General features: G+C 34.7%; 12 protein-coding genes. 2 read left to right on the top strand and 10 right to left on the bottom strand.

The window, feature by feature from the left end; all coding sequences use genetic code 11:
- Positions 1-165 precede the first annotated feature (165 nt).
- The 8 genes from ACWICE_RS05180 to ACWICE_RS05145 all read right to left on the bottom strand — a co-directional run bounded on the left by ACWICE_RS05180 (position 166) and on the right by ACWICE_RS05145 (position 13,205).
- Entirely contained in the window at positions 166-321 is a 156-nt protein-coding gene (locus ACWICE_RS05180) for a hypothetical protein (protein ID WP_157739441.1), read from the bottom strand.
- Between the two features lie 1,368 nt (positions 322-1,689).
- Complete coding sequence (locus ACWICE_RS05175; protein ID WP_093095687.1) at positions 1,690-2,229, bottom strand: YciE/YciF ferroxidase family protein; 540 nt, start codon at positions 2,227-2,229, stop codon at positions 1,690-1,692.
- Positions 2,230-2,747: 518 nt separating this feature from the next.
- Complete coding sequence (locus ACWICE_RS05170) at positions 2,748-2,903, bottom strand: hypothetical protein (RefSeq protein WP_157739439.1); 156 nt, start codon at positions 2,901-2,903, stop codon at positions 2,748-2,750.
- A 984-nt stretch (positions 2,904-3,887) separates the two neighbouring features.
- Positions 3,888-5,645, bottom strand: a complete 1,758-nt coding sequence (locus tag ACWICE_RS05165) for a RagB/SusD family nutrient uptake outer membrane protein (protein ID WP_093095684.1) — start codon at positions 5,643-5,645, stop codon at positions 3,888-3,890.
- 10 nt (positions 5,646-5,655) lie between these two features.
- Positions 5,656-8,826 carry a SusC/RagA family TonB-linked outer membrane protein gene (locus ACWICE_RS05160; protein WP_197700995.1) on the bottom strand — a complete coding sequence of 1,057 codons (3,171 nt, stop codon included), beginning with the start codon at positions 8,824-8,826 and terminating at the stop codon, positions 5,656-5,658.
- A gap of 108 nt (positions 8,827-8,934) precedes the next feature.
- Positions 8,935-10,083 carry an Sb-PDE family phosphodiesterase gene (locus ACWICE_RS05155; protein WP_185216970.1) on the bottom strand — a complete coding sequence of 383 codons (1,149 nt, stop codon included), beginning with the start codon at positions 10,081-10,083 and terminating at the stop codon, positions 8,935-8,937.
- A 1,885-nt stretch (positions 10,084-11,968) separates the two neighbouring features.
- Positions 11,969-12,256 carry a hypothetical protein gene (locus tag ACWICE_RS05150; protein WP_093095676.1) on the bottom strand — a complete coding sequence of 96 codons (288 nt, stop codon included), beginning with the start codon at positions 12,254-12,256 and terminating at the stop codon, positions 11,969-11,971.
- Between the two features lie 79 nt (positions 12,257-12,335).
- A complete protein-coding gene (locus tag ACWICE_RS05145) occupies positions 12,336-13,205 on the bottom strand; it encodes an AraC family transcriptional regulator (RefSeq protein WP_197700994.1) in 870 nt (289 codons plus the stop codon).
- A gap of 212 nt (positions 13,206-13,417) precedes the next feature.
- Between ACWICE_RS05145 and ACWICE_RS05140 the strand changes: the two genes are divergently transcribed.
- Both ACWICE_RS05140 and ACWICE_RS05135 read left to right on the top strand, forming a co-directional pair.
- Positions 13,418-14,482, top strand: coding sequence for a flavin monoamine oxidase family protein (locus tag ACWICE_RS05140; protein WP_454297810.1), 1,065 nt, complete (start codon positions 13,418-13,420; stop codon positions 14,480-14,482).
- 453 nt (positions 14,483-14,935) lie between these two features.
- The gene (locus ACWICE_RS05135; RefSeq protein ID WP_093095673.1) at positions 14,936-15,532 is read left to right on the top strand and encodes a hypothetical protein; all 597 of its coding nucleotides are present in this window, start codon (positions 14,936-14,938) and stop codon (positions 15,530-15,532) included.
- Between the two features lie 5,144 nt (positions 15,533-20,676).
- On the opposite strand, the gene ACWICE_RS05130 is transcribed toward ACWICE_RS05135, so the two are convergent.
- Together ACWICE_RS05130 and ACWICE_RS05125 are read right to left on the bottom strand one after the other, a co-directional pair.
- Positions 20,677-22,047 carry a glycoside hydrolase family 140 protein gene (locus tag ACWICE_RS05130; RefSeq protein ID WP_093095666.1) on the bottom strand — a complete coding sequence of 457 codons (1,371 nt, stop codon included), beginning with the start codon at positions 22,045-22,047 and terminating at the stop codon, positions 20,677-20,679.
- Between the two features lie 277 nt (positions 22,048-22,324).
- Positions 22,325-23,989 (bottom strand): hypothetical protein, encoded by a 1,665-nt coding sequence (locus ACWICE_RS05125; protein ID WP_433896668.1) that lies wholly within the window; start codon positions 23,987-23,989, stop codon positions 22,325-22,327.
- Positions 23,990-24,200 lie beyond the last annotated feature (211 nt).

The following is a 24,200-nucleotide window of genomic DNA, read 5'->3' as shown; positions in this document are numbered from 1 at the left end:
CCAATTTAAGTTAATTGGAGGAGTTAAAAATGATACTTACTGCCCTAATTAGTTGAGGCTTCAAAATAAGCGTTTAAAATTCAATCCCAACTGAATTGCTTAAACTTCCTCATAACTTCCGCTGGATACCTTTCTAGTTTGGACAAGCTTTTTCCTTGACCGTTCTTACCTGGATAAGATCACCCCCAATTGGAACATCCTTCTGGCATTATGCTTCGCCTTCATGGAATTGATGGACTTTTCAATGAAACTCAAGCTATTCGGTCTGATGCCCTGACCTTTGAGTTCAGTTGAGATTTCCCCCTGATTCATACTTTGCATAAGGAATTCTATTATTTTATATTGGATTTCCATTATTCCATAAAGATAGAACAAGTGCTGCTATTATAGATATGATAAAAAAAATCCGGAGTAGACTTACTCCGGATACGCTTAACAAATTTATTGGCCGTGAGGTTGCCACTATAGTATTTTGGAGTTCCTAAATATATAAAAAAACAAGCTCTTCCAGCCACTCGAGGCGTTTTTTTTGCCAATTGACCTCACAATGTAGATACGTCTTAATTCAATCAATCGAACATTTCTTACATCCAGGGTTTTCAAATGACTTCATCTTCTCCATCCACGAGGATAACCCACTGAACAAAATTCAGGGAACTAAAGATTCCGTTTGCAATATAGATATCTGTTCATATTGACCAGTTCTGCTCAGAATTAAATTATTTATATAAATATCAGTTTATTGGGATTTTATCAACACTCCCAACTCCTCACTGATATGGTACCATCAGCATGGACCTCCCCTTTTAATCTTTACCCGAACAAGGGAATGAACCGCCTTCGGATATCTTCACAATTCTTAGGGTTGAATTTCTCGATCAGAGAAAGAATATTAAAAACCAAATCGAAACTGGGTAAGAAGGAAAGATTACCAAAAAAAGCCCACGGTTTGAATCTTTTCGATCATAACCATATATAGCATAGGTTAGAGAAACAAATCCGATAGTTCATTTTCTCGCCAACTTACTCCATTGCCCGTAGAGTAGATTATTGGGTTATGTTATTTCTGGAATTTCCGGATCAATGCAAAAAACATTTGGGAAATTTCAATCTTTTCTCACTCGTTCCTATATTTGACCCTAAAGCGTTTGAACTCTAACTAACGGGCCTAATGGATAGTAGCTATTGGGTTTTTTTGTGAAGAATCTTTTCATTAACTTTACTAGTCAATCATAGAGAGTTTATTCAATAATTCCCAATGGATAGGGTGAATCCATTGGGTTTTTATTTAAATCCTTAGATTTAATTCTATAGTAATTGCTCCAATTTGCTTTTCTAGCAAGAAGTCTTTGTTTTAGTCACAGTTGTCCTTATCATTCTCCATAATATCTATGGAAAAATTTGAAATGCAATTTTAAAGAATCTTAAAGGATGTAGGGTTAATGATGGTTTTAGCCAAATATTCCTGTGATAATTCATATTTGGAGAATTTTAGGTTCTGGAGATGTTTTTACCATTAGATAATTTGAAAGAAGGTTTATCAGTTATTGAAATTAACTAAAGTTTATATAAAGAATAGGAAAAAGCAATCACTTCTTAGTGAATCTAATTTTTTAAGCAGGGATGATAAATAAAAAATGCCAATCTTTCTTGATTGGCATTTTGTTAAGCACTCTAATACTATATTCTTTATTCGGCTTTGGAATTTAAGTTGGTATCGGCAATAGAGGTTAATTTTTCATCACAGGATTTTTCCTCCTTTAGGGTTGCCAAAAGCAGTTTTAACGCATCCTTATGCTGAAGGACCTTTGCGAAAGCTGCCAATGTTCCGTAAGTAGCGATTTCGTAATGCTCAACCTTCTGCGAAGCGGCAATTATTCCTGCATCACGGACAGCACCAGGCTCAGTTTCTTCCATTATGCCTTTTCCCTCTTCTAACAATCCTGCCATCGCATCACATTTCTCTGCTTTAGCTTTAACCCCGATTGACTTAAATACTTCTTCAAGCCTACTAACATGTTCCTTGGTTTCTTCCAAATGTGAAGAAATGGCAGTTTTTAGTTTTTGCGAGGTTGCATTTTTCTCCATTTTAGGTAACGCCTTTACCAATTCCTTTTCGGCCCAGTAAATATCTTTTAGACCGTCTTCAAATAGATCCTTTAAATCTTTAGCAGCATTACTTTTTGCTTTAATTTTAGTTTCTGTACTTGCTGATTTTGTTGTTGCCATAATGAAAATTTTTAGATTGTTTTAAATAAGAACAACCCTTATTTATAATAGTTCTATATTTTTTTATCTTCATTCCAAATAGAAATCCGAGCCCTAATCGAATACCTTAATCTTAGGATGAAATTGGCGTGATGGTTGTTCACGTACTCTAAAATTTTTAAGATATTTTATGACTTGGTTCAGTTTATTAAATTTGGGAAACGCTTTCGAAGTTCTCCTATTCACTATCAATTTCTGGCCTTTTGCCCGCTTGTATTTTTGTTTCCATTTTAATCCTTTCATTCATTTTTTCAATTTCGCGTTTGATAATGGCAATAGCAACATTCATTAGTTTAAAGCCTTAGAAAAATAAACATTTGATACCAACTGTTCCCAACTCCAACATTAGCTGTTAACTGGGCAATTTAGATACACCTCTGTTTTCTATTTTCCCCAGGAATTAATAAATAACAGAAAAAAACTTGGCTGAACCCAAAATTGAGTTATAAGATTATATTTTTGAACGTCACGGAAGTTATCTATAGTTTCTTTATTACATTCTTTAATTGGCTATCGTTATCCTTTAGGACTTCTTCAACATATTTAATGGCCAATTCCAATGACTTATGATCTCTTATCCATTCAGCGTGTGTCAGCACGAATTTTTCAATGTCCAATTTCAAGAGCTTTTCCATAAAATTTGCTTTTTTTACTGGACAAATGGTAGGATGAATAGGTTCTGTCTAATTTCAAAAAACCTTATCAAGCTGCAGTCCTCCCAATTGGAATTCTAGGAAATTTTTAATCTGTTCTAAGGAGCCCTTTTATTAAAATTAATGGAAAACCAAATAATTGACGGATAAAGGTCTTAAGGTATATTTGATTTTTTAATTCATAATCTATATAATTATAATTCCTGGTCTTTTTTAAAACCATTATTAAAGACATTTGTTACTGACAGAGAGATATAAACATATGAAAATTATGTTTTTGTTTAATTAGGCTCCCCAGATCGTCAAGGTTTTGGGGATTTTTTTGTATATTGGATCATCATCTTTTAGCATGATGATTATCGTTTAGAGCCTCAATTGTATTTCAGCATTCGATTGGGGCTTTTTTTTCCGAAAAAACACCTGATTGGAAGGGTTTAAGGACTAAATTAATTTATCTTCACCACATGATTCTTGAATTTTTGATTTTGTTAAGGAAACTTTCCCATAGTGCCATGGAATCCCTTTAGTAGAAAGTTAATGCATATTTGTATGAGATTCATCAACAACTCATCATAAAGGCTTTTTTTTGAGAAATTACTGTAGAATGAATTTATAAAATTTATTCATCAAATATTACAAGGAAAATAGTAGATTGAAATCCTTTAACAAAACTTGGACAATTAGGGAAACACTGATCCTTTCCCTTATCTCATAATAGTTTTTTTAGGGCTTTGTCCAAAGCAAGTTTCATCCCAATTATTACCAATGCTACCATTAAATCACATAAAAGCTATTATGTTTGACAAAGATTTCAAGTTGTAATGCGTGAAAGTTAAAACTCACTTTATCCTAATGTATATTAACGATATCAAAAATGCACTTCTATGGATTACCATGGCCTTATTAAATTAAATCGTCCTTAGAAAATCTAAGGACGATTTAATTTCAATTGTACAGTTAGGTGGATTACCATCCGGGATTTTGGCCAAGATCCGGATTTACAACTAAATCCGCATTTGATATTGGCTTCAAATATTTTTTATCATCAAACCTCCGATTCTCGTCTGCTCGCCAGATAATATGCCCTTTGGTTCCTTCAGTCAATTTCGCCGCTTTTCCATCAACAACAAAATAGGACACTCCTTGTTTTGGACTTGATGGTGTTTTGGTCACAAAGGATACATCAGGCGTTCCATTGCCATCTAGATCCATTTCTTGATCCATTCCCGGCACATAAATACCTTTCCATGGCATTTCTAATAAGGTTCCTTTTTTCCAACGCATCAGGTCATCATAACGTAAACCCTCATAAACCAATTCAATCCCTCTTTCTCTACGGACCTCCAACAAGTATTTATCAGAAATTTCCGGAAAATAAACCTGTTGCAAATAACGATCAACATCAGCAGGTGGTTTTGAACTGATTCCCGCACGCACCCGCAACGCTCCAATGGTCTCATTCCACAGGGCAGCATCACCCGATAATTTACCCAATTCTGCTGATGCTTCCGCATAATTCAGTAAGATCTCCGCATATCGCATCATCGTAATGGAATTGTACCCCTCCGTTACACCATCTAATCGCTTGTCATCCAAACTGAATTTCATAATATGGTAACCCGTAAAGGTATACCCAAAATTCGCCGGTGCTGCAGATCCATCTGAACGTTTATAACCCAATCCGCGAACCGTCTGTGATAATCGTGGATCGCGATTCTTCATCTCATCTACGAATAATAGCTCGTCATATCCTACTTGATCTGTAAAACGGCTTCCATCCACATTCAAATAGGTGTTGACAAATTGTTTGTTCAATCCCCATCTCGCACCAAATGTCGCTGAATTAAATTTCCAGGTAATTTCATGCCATCTCTTTAAAGCATTGTTATAAACATTGGACCACATGACCTCTCCTGAAACGGGATTCTCACTCGTAAATAGGGTTCGGTAATCCTTGCTTGGATTGCCGGTACTGTATAAGGTATATTGCTTTGAATCCACAAGCTCCTTGGAAGCATTCAAGGACTCTGTCAACCATTTTTCTGCCGTATTGGTCAACTTGATCTCTGGATGATATTTGCGATAGGTCCCTTCGAATAGACAAATTCTGGATTTCATCCCCAAGGCTACCCATTTTGTCATCATGGAAGAGGTATTGTCTTTCTTATCACGAATATTGGCTACCGCATAATTCAAATCCGCAAGAACAGAATCCATTACCGCATGTCTGGGATCGCGACCCTTATATAATAACTCTTTATCTTCTGTTGCCAATGGCTTTGAATACCAAGGCACATCCCCATAGTCTTTGACCATATCAAAATAAAACATGGCTCTGAACAACCGGGCAACCCCTGAATAATGCTTCCTTGCTTCTTCTGGAATGGATGGGTTATCGTATTTACTTAAGAAATAATTGATATTCCGAAGTTTCGTCCAACTCCATGCCCCTTGATCAACAGCTGAGAAATTTCCCGAGATAAATTTCGGAGAATTATTCTTGGAGGTATATTCACCCATTTCATCCGCCTGTACAATGGATAAACCAGATGGGATAAATTGTTGATAGAAGGAATTTGCATAAAGCTGTAAATCAGCCTCTGTTGTGAAATAAGTGTTTGGAACTAATTTATCAAATGGCTCACGGTCCAAGAAATCCTTGCTACATGAAGTAAATGCCAGCGCAGCCAATCCTAATATACTATATTTAATTTTTGAGTTCATGATGGTAGAATTAGAATGTTAAGTTAAGACCAAAAGTTGTTGTTTTTAATTGTGGATAGGCGTATCCCTCCCCTGAACCATTGGTTAATTCACCAATTGGCTTCTCTATAACTTCTGGGTCAAAATTCTCGGTATGTTTAAACAATCCTGAGAAAGTGAATAAGTTTTGCGCACTTGCAAAGACTTGTACATTGGCTAACTTAGTTTTCTGTAACCATTTTTGTGGCACATTATAATCAATGGTCAATGATTTTAATCGTAAATAAGAAGCATCTTGTAAATAACGAGTTTGAGGTGCACCCAATGAACGGTCAGTACCCAAAGCGGTATAACCTCTATATCTAGGGAAATAAGCATCTGGATTTTCTTCTGACCACATATCCTCCATCATTTTGGTTGGCTGGTATCCATAGGGTCTATTGTAAGGACCCCAGAACAATCCTGCTTCTGGTGAGAAATAATAATCACGCTTTGCAATCCCTTGGAAAAATGCCGATAATCCAATCCCATTCCATTTTCCTGATAAGGTAAATCCAAATTGGTAGCGCGGAGAATTATTACCAATAATTCGACGGTCTCCTGGATTATCTACTGTATTATCGCCTGAGTTTATGACACCATCCACATCTCCGTTCGGATTTGGTAAATCTGCAAATTTCAAATCTCCAGGTAACCAAACATTGTTGTTCGAGTTACGGATAAAACTTTGATCCGCATGGTTGGCAACATCTTCCTCAGATGTAAAGAAACCTAAGGTTTCATAACCCCAAATCTCACCAATCTCCTGACCTACATAGTAGTTGTTCAATAATTTTTTTGGATTGTTGAAGCGAGTAATATGGGATCTGCTATCCCATAAAGATCCATTGATTCCCCAGTTAAATGGTTTTCCGGCCAATTCAAATTGATTATTGTAATTCACCGTCAATTCCCATCCTTTTGTCGATAAGTCCGCAAAGTTTCCATAAGGAACAGCGGCACCAAAAACATTTGGCAATGGCTCACCCACGGTAAACATATCGTAGGTCATCCGGTTATACCAATCGAAAGTAAAGTTCAAGGCATTATCGAAGAACCCTAAATCTGCACCCACATTAAACGTTGTGGATCTCTCCCAGGTTAATCCAGATGGAATAACTCCTGGAATGGAAGTATAACTTGGTTGAACACCCCCTAGGATTACTCCGGTTTTGGCCACCGACATCTGTTCAAGATAACGGTATGGTGCTACGTTTCCATTTCCTAATGAACCATAGGAAGCTCTGAACTTCAAATTACTAACCAATGGTTTTGCATCTTGGAAAAACGATTCATTGGAAACAACCCATCCCGCTGATACCGAAGGGAAGAAACCAAATCGTTGGTCTTCAGGGAACTTCGAGGATCCATCATAACGACCGTTCAACTCAATCAGGTATTTGCTATCGTAGGCATAATTGAAACGGTAGAATACACCCAAATATGCCCATTCATTTCCACCTCCTGTAATATTAAAATTCAAGCCATCCATTAAATTGAAATCCGGTTTGTTCGATAAAATTATACCATCACGTTGTGAATTCAAGCTTTTTAAAGTTTGAGTTTCTACGTTGTAACCTAATAAGGCATTGATATCATGCTTATCTGCAAATTTCTTGGTATAATTTGCCGTTAAGTTTCCACCTAGATATTTTTTACGCTCGCTCAATTGTCTCAATAAGCTACGTCCAAAACGATCTATTACGCCCGGTGAATTACTATAGTTGATATAATTATTGGTTCTTTGCTCATCTTCCCAAGTTCTGGAATAGGTGAAATCGCCCTTAAGAGTCAATCCGTTAACTGGTTTGATTATCACTCCTGCAGTATTTCTCAATACAGTATTATTCAGGTCTGAAGCATTGTTCCCTTCAATAAAGGATGCTATTCCGGTATAAGCAGCAGAATGCGTAAAGGTGCCATCTGGATTATAAATTACCGCCATGGGATATCCTTGGTGCTCAAACTGCCTCCAGATATTGCCATCGCCATCAGCAAACATAGGATAGTGATAATCATAACTGCTGATTTCTGTATTGTTCTGGAAAGTCAACCAATCGGTAACTTTGATATCTCCTTTTCCACGAATATTGTACTTGTTGAACTTATCTGGATTAAAATTGAACAAACCTCCTTGATGAAAGTATCGGCCTGAAAGAAAATAAGAAGCTTTCTCTCCCCCTCCGGATACGCTCATCGCCTGTTCGGTACTCGGCATATTTTCCCTGTACACCATATTGTACCAATCGGTATTTCCAAAATACTCATAACGATTGGTCGCCTTATTGAAAACAACTTCCTCGCCTCCTGGATTCTCGGAATGCTTTTTCAAAGCTTCCAAATATTCCAATGAAAATGGATATATGTTATTTACGGAAATTGGAGTTGATTTATAATCATACCAGGCATTGAAGGCTTCATTAAAATTCTTTGCCCATTCATAACCATTGGTCACCAATTTTGGTTCTACCACCCGGTTATTCATGGAGAAGTTAGAGTTTAAGGTTACGGTTGCTTTTCCGGCTTTCGGGTTTTTCGTGGTAATCAATACCACCCCAAATGCGGCTCTAGATCCGTAAATTGCTGCCGATGAGGCATCTTTCAATACCGTTACACTTTCGATATCATTCGGGTTGATCATATTGGGGTCTCCTTCTACTCCATCAATCAACACCAATGCACTTCCCCCAGCACCAATCGAGGTTGATCCACGCACATTGAAAGTTGCTCCGCGCGTCGGACTTCCATCCACCATCTTTAGGTTTAAGTTGGGAAGTGCTCCTTGCAACATCCTACTTAAACTTGCCGCAGGACGGTTTTCAAGGACCTCTGAGGTTACCTGTGAAACGGCCCCGGTCAAATTGATCTTCTTTTGGGTTCCGTACCCGACAACTACGATCTCTTCAAGATCGTTCTTGTTGTCCAGCTGTATAACCACATTGTTCAAATCACCAGAAACCTGTTGGGTTTTGGTGGTAAACCCGACAAATGAGACAACCAAAGTCACATTGGATTTACTACTTTCCAAGGTAAATTGACCATTCTTATCCGTCGCTGTAGCACGATTGCTGCCTTGAATAGCAACCGTCGCGCTTTCAATTGGATTTCCACTCCCATCAACTACCCTCCCCGAAATAGTTTGCTGAAAATCAACTGAATTCATTAACTCAGTCCTCAATTTTGAAGCCGAGCTTTGGATTGGTAAGGACAAAACAGTCCCCGCCAATAGAAATATTGGTATGTAAGATTTCATAAAATTAGAATTCGCTTTTTACTTTAAATTGATGTCAAATTGTAAATGCTTATCGCTCCGAATAAATGTTGATATTATTTCATAGGTTAAATTCGATTGCCCTGCTTCGGCAGTCAAGATTTGAGTGGATTCTGGATATAAAACCAATCTCTTGGTGCCAGTCCCTCCTTTTAATTCCAACTCAAAATATAGATCACTATTGTTCTTAACTTCGTAATATTTGGTTCTTACCTTGGTTTTTACATTGGTTTTCTCATGGTAGGCTGGAGAAACTGAAATCGATGCTTTTACTAGATCTCTAACATTTTCTTCCTTTCCAAACAGGTAATTACTTGACCAGACTACCGTCCTACCAGCTTCCAATGCTTCGCGGATTCCGGCAGCTGTACGATCTTTCGCCATGACCAGTGTCATCGTTCTATGCACCCCCTGTTTCTCGATGTTATAATCATGAGCAATCAGGTTATGGATATCCGTATTTCCAATAATGGTTAAATTACGGTCCAAAGCCCAATCCAATGCTTTCTTATGAAAACCTAAGCCATTCACCACCTCAATTCCATGCAGCTTTTTCTCCTGATACATCTTTTCTACAAAATCAATCCATTCATAGGATCCAGGAATTGCTGTAGCTTTCCATCCAGGGTGATTCCAGAAAATAAATGCTTTTTGGACGTAAGCCTTGTAGATTGCTTCCTGATCTAAATTGGAATTGTTATCTGATACTAATTCGTTTGCATCTTGAATAAACAAAGCGTTAAAATGTCCTGGAGGCGTTTGTCTTGTCACTTCCGTTCCTTTGACCAAAACAATATTATTCTCCTTAGCCAGTTCAACAGCTAAGTCATGCGAACGATTGTGGTCTACCTTTACATCCGCACTGTGGGGGTTATATTCCATATGCTCGGTATATGAAATAGCATCCAACCCTTCACGCCAGGCTTCTTGAATTCTCACATTTGGCCATACATGACCATCGGTAAATACCGTATGCATGTGAAAATCACATTTCAATACTTGATAGCCATTGACATCGGGAATAGTTAGATTTTCCCGTTTTACTGGATATGCGAATTCTGTTAAACGCATAATGCCATCATCAGTCTGTGCTTGTAATAAGCTAACCGAAAAAAAGAAGATTCCAATTAAGGATAATTTCATTTTCATAGTACACACTATTAGGTTGATTTATAACGGCAAAAGTAATTACGGTTTATTAATACAATATTAAGAACATGTTTACGATTGATTAATAAAAAAAGATTTTTTAAACAAAAAAGTGAATTTTTAAAGCATTTAATCAATAAATAAAAATAAAACTTAATTGTTTTTTATTTACAATCATAAATTGAATTTAACTATTACCGATAAATCGAAATAATCAGCATTAAGGAAGAAAAAGAATTAGGACATTTTTCCGTACAGATAAATTATATCTGTTAGAATTTTAGGAGGAGTTAAATATGGTTTTTAATAAATACCAATCCATAGGAATTTATTAACCCAAATAAAAGAAAGATACTCTTTCCAATATTTTATATCAATATAGCTTGGTAAATGCAAGCCAACTCCTTGAAAATATCTATTTAATTATGCTATTTTTTTTTGTAGTATTGAGATAGTTCAAAATAGGTTGAATCCACAACTACCATTGTGTCATATTCAAGAAAAATACTAAACATATTTCCGAGAGTTATGTTCAAGAGTTCATTGGTATCTTCAATATAGTCTGGAGTGGTGATTTTCCTAACGGATTTATGCAGTACATTCAAATTTTCAAATTTATTAGCTTTAAAAAATACTTTAAATAATTATTTAACTGAGCTAAAGCAAATATTATTTCACAACGAGGGGATATTTTTAAAAATTTATTCTAAAAAAAGAGTATTTTATCCGATATTGTTCAGGATTTGTTAAACCGAATAACTTTAAGATATACAGTAATTTAACCAACATCGATTAATTGATACTGTAATAGCTATAATACTTATATAAAGGGATGTATTAATGACGTTAAAGTAACTTGGTTTGAAAAATAATTAAATTTTGCGTTAAATATAGATTGTGGAACCATCTTACTGGAAAAAGATAATTGAGGAATTAAAAACTTCCTACAAGAAATTTGAAAGGGTTTATATTGATGAAATTGAAGAGGAGGATTATAAAGATCCGCTCACATCAATCATATTTGATTTTTTCAAAATATCCTTTACGGTTATGTTGATGATTCTAGCATTTTTATTGTCATAGGAAGGAATAAAGCATGAGTACCAAACCAACTATTGATTTCTTAACCAGGGTTAAGGAAATGTTAAAAAAGATTAAGGAAACACTGTTAAAAGAGGGAGCTAATTTAGAGCCAGAAAGTAGGTTTATTAGAAGATTATTTTACCTTTTTGAAATAGTTACCATTTTTGCGATGTTTTCTTGCTTTTTTCTTCTATTTAAATGTAGTATTTAGAGCTGAATATGATTGATTATCATAAATATGATATTTTATCAATGAGTAATTGGAAATCCTAAAATTGCTAACAATTTAAAGCACATTTGATTGCAAATAAAATCCCCCATTAATGAAATGCTAAAAATCACTGTTTGATTCCACCAGTTAACGCCAAATACTTGGTACCTTTCTCTAAAACTTACTGCATACAATGATAGTTCCTTTTACGTTTTAAAGAAGATATTCAAATTTAACTTCAAGATAAAAACACAAAGTCTTCAGGCTTATTGGAAAAAGTGAATTGGTTAACATAAAAAAGTGACAACCTTTATTCAAGATTAAAAATCCGATAGTAAAAAATAACGGTTGGTCCCTGGCCATGCGCCGCCCAGAAACATTTTTATCTTCTCCTCGCCTACTTGGATTAATGCCTAGCTCCGTGAAGATAACACATATAGTTTTTTTGAAATGGAAAATTTCCCAGCAATTCAGCCTTGTGTGCCGAACTCAAAAATCAACATTTCATTTTAATTGTCTTCATCATTATATACTTTATGAATAATCAACAATCGAAAGGGCCTGAAGGACCATTCCTTCCAGTACTAAATATTAAGATACACTATAAATCTTAATGTTCGGCTTGCCCTTTATGTATGGTTTCAGGGAGGTAACCACATTTTTTTTAAAAAGGTTGCTCATCAGGTATTCCTGAGCGTCTTCTACACACTCAAAACCGTGCAACAGCAGCACATCGTCGATATGGTATAATAGTTCTTTCGACAGAGCACCTTTTATTGTCTCTAGAAAGGGATGTTTATACAGGCAATAAACTGCCGCTGCACCCGCTAAATCCATACCGACAATCGTAAGTGTAATCACTAAATATGCCGTTGCCATAGGTGTAAAATTTTGGTTAACAAAAGTCTTTGATTTACAGCTTTTAAACAATGAGCAAATAGAAAAACAAATGGTAATTTTAAGAAATGGACTTTCTAAAATCTTTCGGTGAAACACCTGTATATTTTTTAAAATATTTTACAAAATAAGAGGCATCTTCAAAGCCTAAACGGTAAGCCACCTGATTGACATTGGAGTTGGAATACAATAATAGACGCTGAGCTTCCAAAATAATTCGCTCCTGAACCATTTGGGAAGGAGTTTTATGGAGCTGTTGGTGGGTGAGGTCGGACAGACTCCTCGAAGAGATATGCAATGAACTGGCATACTCGGCAATGGTATATCCTTTTTTATAGTTTTCGTCTATCAGATTGATGAACCTCATAAGCACCAATCTTTTGTCGTTGAAAGTTGGAGACCAGACCTCAGAGCCCTGTTCAAAAATGTTCTTCTTGCGCTGTACCTGAATAAGGAATGATTTGAGGTAGCTGCCCAAAATCAATTCCTTGCCAAATGTTTCTTCATTGTTCAATTCATCCTTTATCTGTGAAACATACCTATCCAAGGTATCGACGATCCCCGTACTGACGTTTAAAGAGGATTGATGGAGGGAATTATTAAATAAATTGAAATGCAGGAAAAAATCTAATGGGCTTTGTTCCTGTAACAGGAATAACCGGTTAAAATGAAATAGCACACCTTCATAATCGTAATTTTCATCAAAGTGATGCACCTGATTGGGTCCAACGAAAAAAATCGAATTATCAAAAACATCGTAGGTCTTGAAATCGACAGAATGTTTCCCTTTTCCTTTTTTAAACCATATGACCTGATAAAAGCTGTGAATGTGCGGTCTTACTACTTGGCATTGATTTTCCATTAAATGTGCCTTCAGATCATATAAAGCAAACTGTGGACATTCAGGCTTGTGCCTATAGATGATATTCATTGATTATGTTCGACTTTTCTTTTGCCATAGACACTCAACTGAGAACACTGTACCTTTTTGCTAATTTACAAATTTGGTGTATACTCCAAATCCACCAGTATATAGATTCGCTTTTTTTTCCTATATGTTCCATTATTTTTCCGATTTGTCCACTGATATCAAAGGGATAAAAATGGAAATTTGAAGGTTAAAATCAAAAACGGTTCCATAAGATGAATGAAAAGCAACGTATTGTTATCATAGAAGGTGGATTGAGTGGGTTAACTTTGGCTTACCTGCTAACAAAAAGGAATATAGATTTCATTATTTTGGAAGCATCTTCCAGACTTGGCGGAAGGATACAGACCGTCACAGGAACCTTACAGACTCCTTTGGAATTGGGCGCAACCTGGTTCTCCGACCTGCATTCGAATCTTCTGTTTTTAATAAATGAATTGGGACTCCGAAAATACCCACAGTTCTCAAAAGGTTTAACATTGTTTCAGACCAAATCGTTTGAACAACCACAGAAATTCTATATCCCCGAGGCTGAAAAACCATCTTACCGTTTAACCGGGGACACGCAAATGTTGATCGATACTTTGGGAGCTAAGCTACCCCAAGACCGTATTTTTTTGAATTGTAAGATCAGATCGATAAAACAAACAGGAGAAGGTATGATGCTTGAAAATGATATGGGCAAAGAAATAGAGGCTGACAAAGTCATCCTGTGCATTCCTCCACAGTTAGTATCTAATATAATGTTTTCACCATTGTTACCTGAAGAACTCACGGCCCTTCTTCCCAACGTACAAACCTGGATGGCAGGATCAATAAAGTTCACATTGGAATATGACCAACCTTTTTGGCGGAACCAGGGATATTCAGGAATGCTGTACAGCCATGCAGGTATCATTACTGAAATGTACGACCATACCAATTTTGAAGAGGATAGATTTGGCTTTACGGGTTTTCTAAACACAGGGGCTTCAGCTTACATGCCCAAAGTGAGAAAAGGGCTTGTTTTACAACAATTAGGCGAATTGATTGGGAAAAAGGCTCTCACCCCAACTGCTTATTTTGATAAGGTCTGGTCAGATGAATTTATATTGACTGGTAATCTGACAATCCAACGTCCGCATCAAGATAACGGGCATCCGCTGTTACATCACAGTTATATGAAGGGTAATTTGTACCTCGCAGCAAGTGAAACGGCAACCCAATATCCTGGTTATATGGAGGGGGCGGTTATTGCGGCTCGATCAGTATCCGAAAAACTGATTGAATTTATAACCTAGCGATTTTTGATCATTAATTAAAATATCTATTCAAAGTTTCAGTGGAACGTTTGATAGGGAACTCTTTTCAGTAACCAACCAAATTACACCATTAAATTTAATGTGAATCCGCACAGCAAAGTTTTATAGAAAATAATATCCTTATCAAAAAATGTCTTGGTTAATTAATTGGTGGTTATTTCAAGTATCGTCGTCCGAAAATCATATCGTTTTATTTTTATTTGAAGAAATCTGGTCATGAAAGAAAAAAACTCCTAAATGTTTTATGTATTGAAAGAATTTATCCTAGGGATGAATAATGTTACAGCAGAAATGTTGTTCGCCAGCCAAAAAACATTCTGCTATTTTTTGCTTTAAGTAGCAATTAAACAAAAATATAACCAAAGAATTATACCGCCATATTTGCCTTTAACCAAATTACTATATATTTTCGAACCATACTTAAATCATTATATGAAACTTCTATTAGTTCATTTATTTATTCTATATCCCTTTGTGGTTTTGGGCCAATCCGAAACCTCAAACATTATTATGAAAACGGAGTACGGTTCAAAGAATAAAGAATTGAGAGAACTCTTGCGTTTTGAAAATATTGACCATTATAATGTGGTTTTCTCTGGGAAGGAGCTAAAGGGAAGAAATTTTTCCTTGATTTCAAAAACATATTTGGATGGTGTTAACACAAATATAGATACGATCGTGAACTCTAAGCAGACCGGAGATCCGAGGATCGCCTCTGATAGTCTCAGTTTTTCAGTTACCGGAAAGAAGATGGAGGGAAGGCTTAAGGTATTTTTTAAATTCCAAGGCCAAGGAAATGAAAGGTATTTTGAGGCTATTCAGTCTGATGATTATTCTATGCGTGACATTGGCGTGGATTGGAAAATAAAAGTAGGTGATCCATTCCCTGCTTTTGCATATATTTTACCCTATGAAAGAAATGGCCAAAAGATGTACTGTGAAGTGGATAAACACGGAAAAGATATAAACTCATGGGGAGCAAAATTTGGTATTAAGCATTATATAATCTTTGAGATTAAATTTGATTAAAATTTCTAAAAAGTATAACCTCATTAGCAAGATCTAGCAAGCTACAGAATTCAATAATGTTTATTTCGCAATTCATCAGTATTACCACTGAACTGAATTCTTACTTACATAAGGAATAACATGTGAAATTTAACGATATAAAACATCTCCTCAACCCAAGGTCTTGTTTTCTGCTCATATGCTTAGATTTTATGAGTAAACCTTTTCAGTTCGATTTTGAACTCTATTTAGACCGTGGTGGCAGTGGTAATTTTACAAATCGCTTCAATCAATACTTTTCTCTTTTAAACCTGATGGACACGCAAAGAATGGTCCTAATCCCTATTCATTTCCAATCTCCTTCAAATGATTGATCTATTAGACCTTAACCAATGATAAGCGATTGTAGAAAGATCAATCAAAGGAAAATAGTATGCCAAACAAAATAAAATTTGAACTTTTTTCATACATAGTACAGAAACTTTAGTCTTTAAATTTCTTTAATACAATTAATACATTCGAATATGAATAAAGTTATTGATGGATCATGGACGTGGATGATTCCAGATTTCAAAAACTTAATAATATTCACATATTATAATAGTTTCACTTTGATAAAAAAATAAGAAAAAACTTATTTATATTTAAATGTTCATAAAGTAACATTGTTCAAATATTAAAAGCCCTGATTTGAATTTTCAGGGTTTTTACTTATATTTAAGTTCTCTTTGTACAACCATTAAAGGAAAATCAAAAAAAACCTAACGGATTAGCCTCATGTTAGGTTTTTTTATTTTCCGATCTAAATTACCAAAAATGATTCCACTGTTTCATTTTAAAACTTATATTAAACGGATGTTGGAATAAATGGTTTTGTATTTTTCAAGGATTTGCTTATCCGACCGCGATCAATACACTGTATTATTAAATATTGGTTTTGAATTGTAATCCTAATAAAATTCCTAAAATATCATCATTTACCTCTTGAATTGATTTGCTGAAAGCGTATTTTTGATATGCACAAATAATTCTATTCCTTACTCTTCAGATTGTTTTAATTTTCTTTCCTTTTTAGGGTAATTTGAAAATGATTTTTTTCGTATCCAATATAAAATATTCCCGATTTTCCTGTTTTTTTAATCTCAAAATTGAAATTTTGAATATTCCCAATACCTTTTTGGGAATAGGTTATCCAATAGATGTTCACTCGTAATTTTCTTGAATTGAATTGCAGGATTTTATACAATCATTAATTATGAATAAACCATAATATCCCAAAACACAAGTCATATACAATAAGAATCCTGTGATTATTCCTATTAGTTTTCAAAAATCACAGAATTGTATTTGAGATATATTTACCTGAGAGAAATTATCCTTTAAAAACAACTTATCCTAGTATTCAGCTTGTTCAATATATTGGATTGGTATTATTAAGGTTTTCTAATATTATTTTTGATTTTTCAAATGCTTGATCCATCAGAGAGTCTCTCATATCAATTTCCTTTCTCAATTGATCTGTTTTTTTTATCAAAAATACATTTAGTCCAATGGAAATCAGTAGAAAGAGTAATAGTGCAAAGGCAGCAAAAATGAGGTTTTGTTTCATCCTAATATGCCACCAAATTAATATTTTTTCACTACTTGTCCAAAATAGTTATCGACATAGGCTCTCTTGATCAAAGACAAAAGTTAAAACTTCCCTTTCCATGTCCTCATAAGAATTAAATTTTTTCAACAGAAGCTAGAAAAAACAATAATTATTTTCAAGGCTAATGGTGGTGACTCCACTTTACCACAATTTATTAAGTTTAAATGGATATGGAAACAAACGTCATTCTAATTCATTCAGTAATTTGGAAAAATTGTTCAGGAAGGATTTTCCCACATTTGCTAACTTTATAATTTACAGATAACAAAATAAACGCCTTCCTTATCACGAAATTTCATTGCTCGGAATTCTGTATGCCGTGAAATTTCAATGATCATATTTTCAAGAACATTAGGATCCAAAATGCTATTTATTTCATTTGACCTGAACCTGAAATTTCTTTCTGCATATCTCTTCTCGTAGAATTCTGTAAGGAATTCTATTTTATCTTTTTTTGTTCCATTGACAAACATTTGGATGAAATTTAATTCAATTTTAAATAATAAAAACGATAATTACGCGCTTAATATTTGCTTAATTGTAAGATTAAATCCATAATAAGTATCCCCTAAATTTTAAAGAAAAATTTTCACTCGAAGATGAAATACGTGAGAAAAGAAATATTGGATTTAACAATAATCATAACGACTAAAAGCCAAAAAATGACATTCAAGGAATTTCCCAATGGACATTAAAATCAAATCCTATGTTAATCCTCATAATTTGTGACCAATTTTCTTGTAATTTATAAAACCTGTCGACAAATGGACAGAACTTGGTAAAAATTGATAAAAATTTAGAAATTAACCTCGTCACATTGCATAGAAGGTGTGTATACCGTCTGTTAGTTTCGGTTCTTTCCAAAGCGTCCATAAATAACTGCTCCGTTTGGATTCTATCAGTTTATTTCAATTTTACCTTCGAAATTCCTTTCCTAAAATTTCATGGATCTCTATTATTTTTTCTTTTCAAGGTCAATTTCTGAATAATTCACCCAATGGACCTCAATTGTTGAGATTTTTCTATTTGCAACATTCACATTACCGTGATTTATTTCCCATATTATTTGATACATTTATAAAAATGCTTTAAAAAGCGAATATTAAAATAAATTAGGTCCAGATCTTCCGCCGGAATGTTCTGGTTTTAAATTTATTCCATAATTTATGCACTTTTAATGTATCATAAAATGTAGTATGTTTTTTAGTTTGGCCCATTGGGAAAATTTCAATGGGCTTTTTTAGTTTCATTGCCTAATTTGATCTCTATTAAGGTTTTGTCCAGAAGCCTCCACAATGTACAATATATATTATTGGACTCTTTGATCTCTATTGTTTTTGCTTCTCTTAAATTGTCTTCCAAAAAATAGCTTGTTGATAATCATTCCCAATGAATTGGATGAATCCATTGGGATTTTTATGTGTACATCTGATCAGGGATCCTTTTATTTTTAATCTTACAACAGACCCCTCTACTATATTCTAAAAGCTCAATGCCGTGGATACGGTTGTTTTTTTCATTGGATGATTATTTCCGGTAACTTTTTATTTTTAATTCTATTTACTCCAAATCTCTTCTATCATTTTGTTCTTAATATTTCCGTCGAAAATTTCAAGAAGGAATGAAAGAGAAAAATTCGTATTCTATATACTATTCGATAATGACAACAAAGTATTCGTCCAAATATTAATTCACATTTCTATATGCCATTCATCACATTTTAATTTAGATAAAGGTTAATTAGATTTAAACAGACTGTCTTTTTTATTTTCCAGATTGGACAATCGGTATTTACTTTCTTTTAGTCTATTATTATATTTCAACCAGCTGAATAATTACCTATACGGACCATTCTTACGTAATATTCAACTTCTGCAAAGCCGAATTATTAAAATCTCTTTATCAAGCCTAATTATTATATTACATATCGGTTTATTTACAATCCTGACTAGAACAAACGTTATTGCATGGGATATATATAATTGGTACCTTTAAGCTCCTTAATTCTACAATAATTGGTTTGTGCCCAATGGCGTCCCCCGCTATTGGGCATTGTTTTATTTATAAGTTAATTAGTAATTTTAAGTAACTCATAAAAGTCAGCACCCAATCTTCACAGTGGAGGGATCACCGCTGGTTTTTTGTTTCACCAAGATTTTTTTCAAGAAAAAAAACAGGTTACAGATTATCTCATAATATCACAGATAGTAAAATTAGATTTTTACCCAATAGCATTTCCCGCTATTGAATTTTATTTTTATTTGTTATCTTTAAGTATTAATTCTACAATAGATCGGTTTGTGCCCAACTGCTTTTGCTTTTGGGCTTTTTATTCAAATTATTTCTCCTAGCTTTATTGTATAATCATAAATACATTTTATTATCAATCTTACCCAATGGAAAGGGACGTTCATTGGGTAATTTTGTTATATTTGACAAGTTCAATTTTTTACATTTGATCAAATAAGGCTACCCAATAACTTTTTCGTTATTGGTTTTTTTAATTATTATCCTTAACTTAACCTTTGCAATATGCAAACCTCTCATAGGTTTTTAATCTCAGGTGGCTCAGTGATTTTATTGCTGAGCTTTTTATTGCACTTAGGTCATGTAGGCTTTCTTCTCCCCTAACTTTATCCATATTCAAATGGTCATGAAAAAATTCTTGATTTCTAGTTCCAAACTATATGTGTTTATTGGCCTTTAATAAAGAAAATTAATAAAATTCATCTTTCTCCCTGCATTACACTTTCACAAATGTCCAGCTTATTCACAAAGAAAAAACACATATATTCTTAGTTAGGTAGAATCATGCGATAGTACATGCCGAGCACACCTAGCTATGGACTCCTCAAAAATGCTCTACTCCAAGGCTAACTTAAATTGCCCCATACTGAACTTGGCTGAAAAAAGAATTTTGCTTGGGCTGCTTGGCCGAAGGACGCCAACATTCATATTATAATTGATGATTTGAGATTCTATCTTTAAAAACCACTAAGACCACAACCTATTGACGCTCCTTTTAATTGACTAAAATGATAATTTTAATTCGCGACAATGAAGATATAATTTTTATCTAAATCAAATCTTTAATTGCAATTTTCAACGTTTTTTAGTAAATTATGATAAATCCTCTATACAACCATTTAAAGGAAAATCAAGAAACCTGATGGGATATTTCCTATCAGGTTTTTTTGAGGTTAAGAAATCAAATGTCAATAGATTATTGGATAAATTTTACATTAGTTTCGCAAATTACCCTAATTAATAGGATGTGTTAATTATCAATTTGCTATAACCTCCTGAATAAGAAATTCGTTTGGGTATATTTCTGCTTGCAAAACATAATAAATTGTTCAACACGTATCCAATGTTAGACTAAAGTGAAAATAACTGCTTATCAATGACTGATATTATATAAGATTATCAAAATACTTAATAATCCCTATTTCCTCTAAGAAATAAACCTCTGGAACGACCTAAAGATTAAATCTACTATAAGCCGATCTATAGGTTAAAAGTCGAGCACCAGAATCCAATCATTTCCACGTCCTCTTGAAGGAGCAGAGAATTTGGCAATGTCATTTCCTTTCAACTTCTTTTTAGTCAGCCAATTACCATTGCGTGGGTTATACCAGACAGTCTCAATCTCAATTCGATCAAGTACGGGTAAATTCAAGATCACATCCGTACCATTGGGTAGATAAACCATAGCGAAATCATTTCCCGTTGAAGCAACTGTCCAATCAGTATCTGCTCCATCAGTATTCAGAATCAATTCTGGAAACGGTTTCATTTGGTTAGCTTTTCTCGAACCTAGGAGATTACGTGCATGGATGATATCCCAAGCCCCTTCTAGATCTAAATCGTCAGTCCAAAAACTTCTTGCAAAACCAACGGGTTCATTGGACTCATCACGCATTTGCCAGATCGAATGGCATCCGTATGTATAACCAAACCCACCAGAAAATATTGACCAGTATAGCGACTGCCTCACATCCACATCATCGAACCAACCTAATTCATTAGGGTTCCAGTTAACAGGATGATTTTCATACCGAGGTTCTGCATCCATGATAGGTTTTACAGGTACGCGATGATAATCAGGCACTAAGATACGCCTATAAATTTCTGATGTGCGTTTGGCATGGCCAGTCTGAACCATATTAAAATCCAACCAATCCTCATTATGAAACCATTCAGCAGAACTTCGTTCACCTATTGGGTGATAGGTCATTAAATGTTCGTTATCCATCGATTTAATACCTTCCGCCATGGAGCACCAAATATCAAAGTTTTTCCCGCCTCCAGACCTATCACCTCCCATTATCCATATAATGTTAGGGTGACTTTTGTATCTCTGGCCCAAAAATTCCCCATATTCAAAGGCATTTTTTTCAGTGAATATTTCTGGACCTATCCCCCATTTTTTATCAACCTTATCACCCCAAGTTGGTAGCAGACCAATAAAAAGCCCCTTTTCACATGCACGTTCCACAACCCAATCAATATGTTTAAAATAATTCTCGTTGGGGTGACTAGGATCTCTTCCTAAAAGAGGTACATTCCCCTCACTATTTGGAACAACCAATCCATCTAATTCCGCAAGAATTACCGCTTGAATTACCGTAAATCCTTTCTGTCGCCGATTTTCTAAATACGTTTCCGTACTTTTCTTATCAAGTCGATGAAATAATTCCCATGCAGTATCACCAAAATAGGGAAAATGGTCCCCATCTTCAAAGGCCAAAAATCTCCGGCTAGAATCTACTACTAATTTACCATGTGAGAAATCAACGGAAGGTCCATTCCATTTAATTTCTTGAGCGAAGATGGAAGGTAGTATCGATAAAGTTGATATAATGAAGACAAAATAGGTTTTCATGGTTTTCAAAATATATGTTTAATTCTAGCGGAAAAACTTTCTAATTCAAATAACGGTAAGATTCGTGTAAACACAACGTTGTTAATATTTATTATCTAAAGATTTTCTGAAGACTGTTAATGAAAATCCTTTGTGATTCGCACGAGGGTCATAAGTAAGCTAAATGCTGAAATCCTAAAAAAGTAGTTGGTTCAATTCCTCCATTTGACCAATTTTAAGAAATGAGCTTGAATTAAGACCATACAAGGGGGCTTCTTTTTTAGATATGTTACTTATATTAAATACCAGGAAAGTATTTGGAATCTGTCCCAGTACATTCAATTATCCCTTGCAATAGGCTTTTCCAAACCACCTTGAAAAAGGGATGATTTGGATTTCGATCATAATCCACCTGAGCTACATGGAGTTTACCATTTGCATCAGGGTTACTGTCGTTGATAAAGAATTTATTGGCAATAAATGATAAGATCCCTTTTTTACCTCTACCCTTACCTGGATCCTTAAGTAATTCAACTTTCAGATGGTCATATTCAAAATTGAATTCCCCCCAATTCTTGGTGTCATTTCCTTCCATGTCAAAGGTAATTGCTTTTAAATTGCCTTCCGTCAAACGAATGTTGAGAAGTGGTTCTAAGATTCTGTTATACCCTGAAACCTTCATGGCAGATAATTTGCCTGCATAAGAATAATTACCGATATCGCTTAGCATGTCAAAGGAAAATTGGACTTTCAGCTGACCTTGACCATAAACACTTCCTTGCAAATCGGCATTCATATTTCTATTTTTACGTAGGACAGATCCTACATTACTAACATTCTGAAATGTCCCGCTGATATTCTTGAAATCAATTTTCCCCTCTCTGAAATATTTGTCACTAATTTGCGCATAACTCAGATCAATGTGGCTAACCTTGACACCCTTAATGGAAATGGGAACACCGACCTCAAGTAATTGCTGAGCAGGAGATTGACCAATTTTAGAGACATTTTCCTTTTGGTATCGTTTATCTTTTGCTAGTTCAAATAGGCCCCCTTTAACATGCATACTGTCAGCCTCAAAAATCTTTCCCAACAAAAGCTTTTGGCTATTTACACCAGAAATATGGATAGAATCGATTTTCATATCGATCCTTGGCTTATTGAGTTTATCCTGCTTGGCAAAATTCTCCAAATTTAAAGTAGGCTGAAGCGCTAAATTACCAATATTCATCATTCCGTCCTGAGAACTAAACCTGAAATCTTCTATTCTAAATTTATAGGGAGCTCTCTTCAAATCGGTAGTGAATTCTGGAATATGAATTGCAATGTCCTTTGCATATAAAATACGCATGCTGTCTTTGAGAGATTGTTCATCAAGCAAAAATTTCGTCACAGTCAGATTTGCCCCATTGACAGTAATTGAATTGCTCTTTTCATTATTTAGATTCACAAACTCCAAATCAATGGAATTCACCCGGAATTCATCTAGAGCAATGGACTTAAAACGATTTTTTATCCTATCATAAAGATTTTTCTCTGATTTATCCATGTTGTACGAACGACTCCTTAAAATAGCTTTACACTTTAATGAATCCAGCTCAATAGAACTTATTTGGATTCTCTTCTTTACAAAAATATCCCAAAGATTCAAGCCGCTTACTCTCAAACTATTTGTTCTTCCTTGAAATCTGGTGTTTGGAGCTTTCTTGGAGATGTCCAGATTCTTGTAAATAATACTGTCGTGGACAAGCCTTACATCCTTCAAAGACAAATTACCACCAGCAATGTTTAGATCCAGATCGCTATATTTTATGCTGTAAAGACCTTTCGAATATTCGGCGATAGTATCCTCCAACCTTTTACCTAGCAAAGGTTTTAACTTATGAGAAACAAAATATGATCCGACCAACAACAATAAAACCAGAGTCGATAGAATAACGATGCTGATTTTCCAAATTTGCACTTTTTTTTTGTTCCTCATCAGATAAATAACAAGCTAAATGAGAATTTTGTTTGTGTTGCAAGTTGAGAGGTGCCTGTTTTTACAGAATTGGTACAGTTCAATCAAAATAATAATCCATGATTAGACGGTTGAAAATTTTCATCGTTATATTCATCAGCAGCAACCTCCTTGGTAAAACTATGGAGCGCCTAGAAAATGCGGAAAATGTCGG

The organism is Sphingobacterium sp. NPDC055346 (genome assembly GCF_053645235.1).
This window is presented reverse-complemented; position numbering and strand designations above follow the sequence as displayed.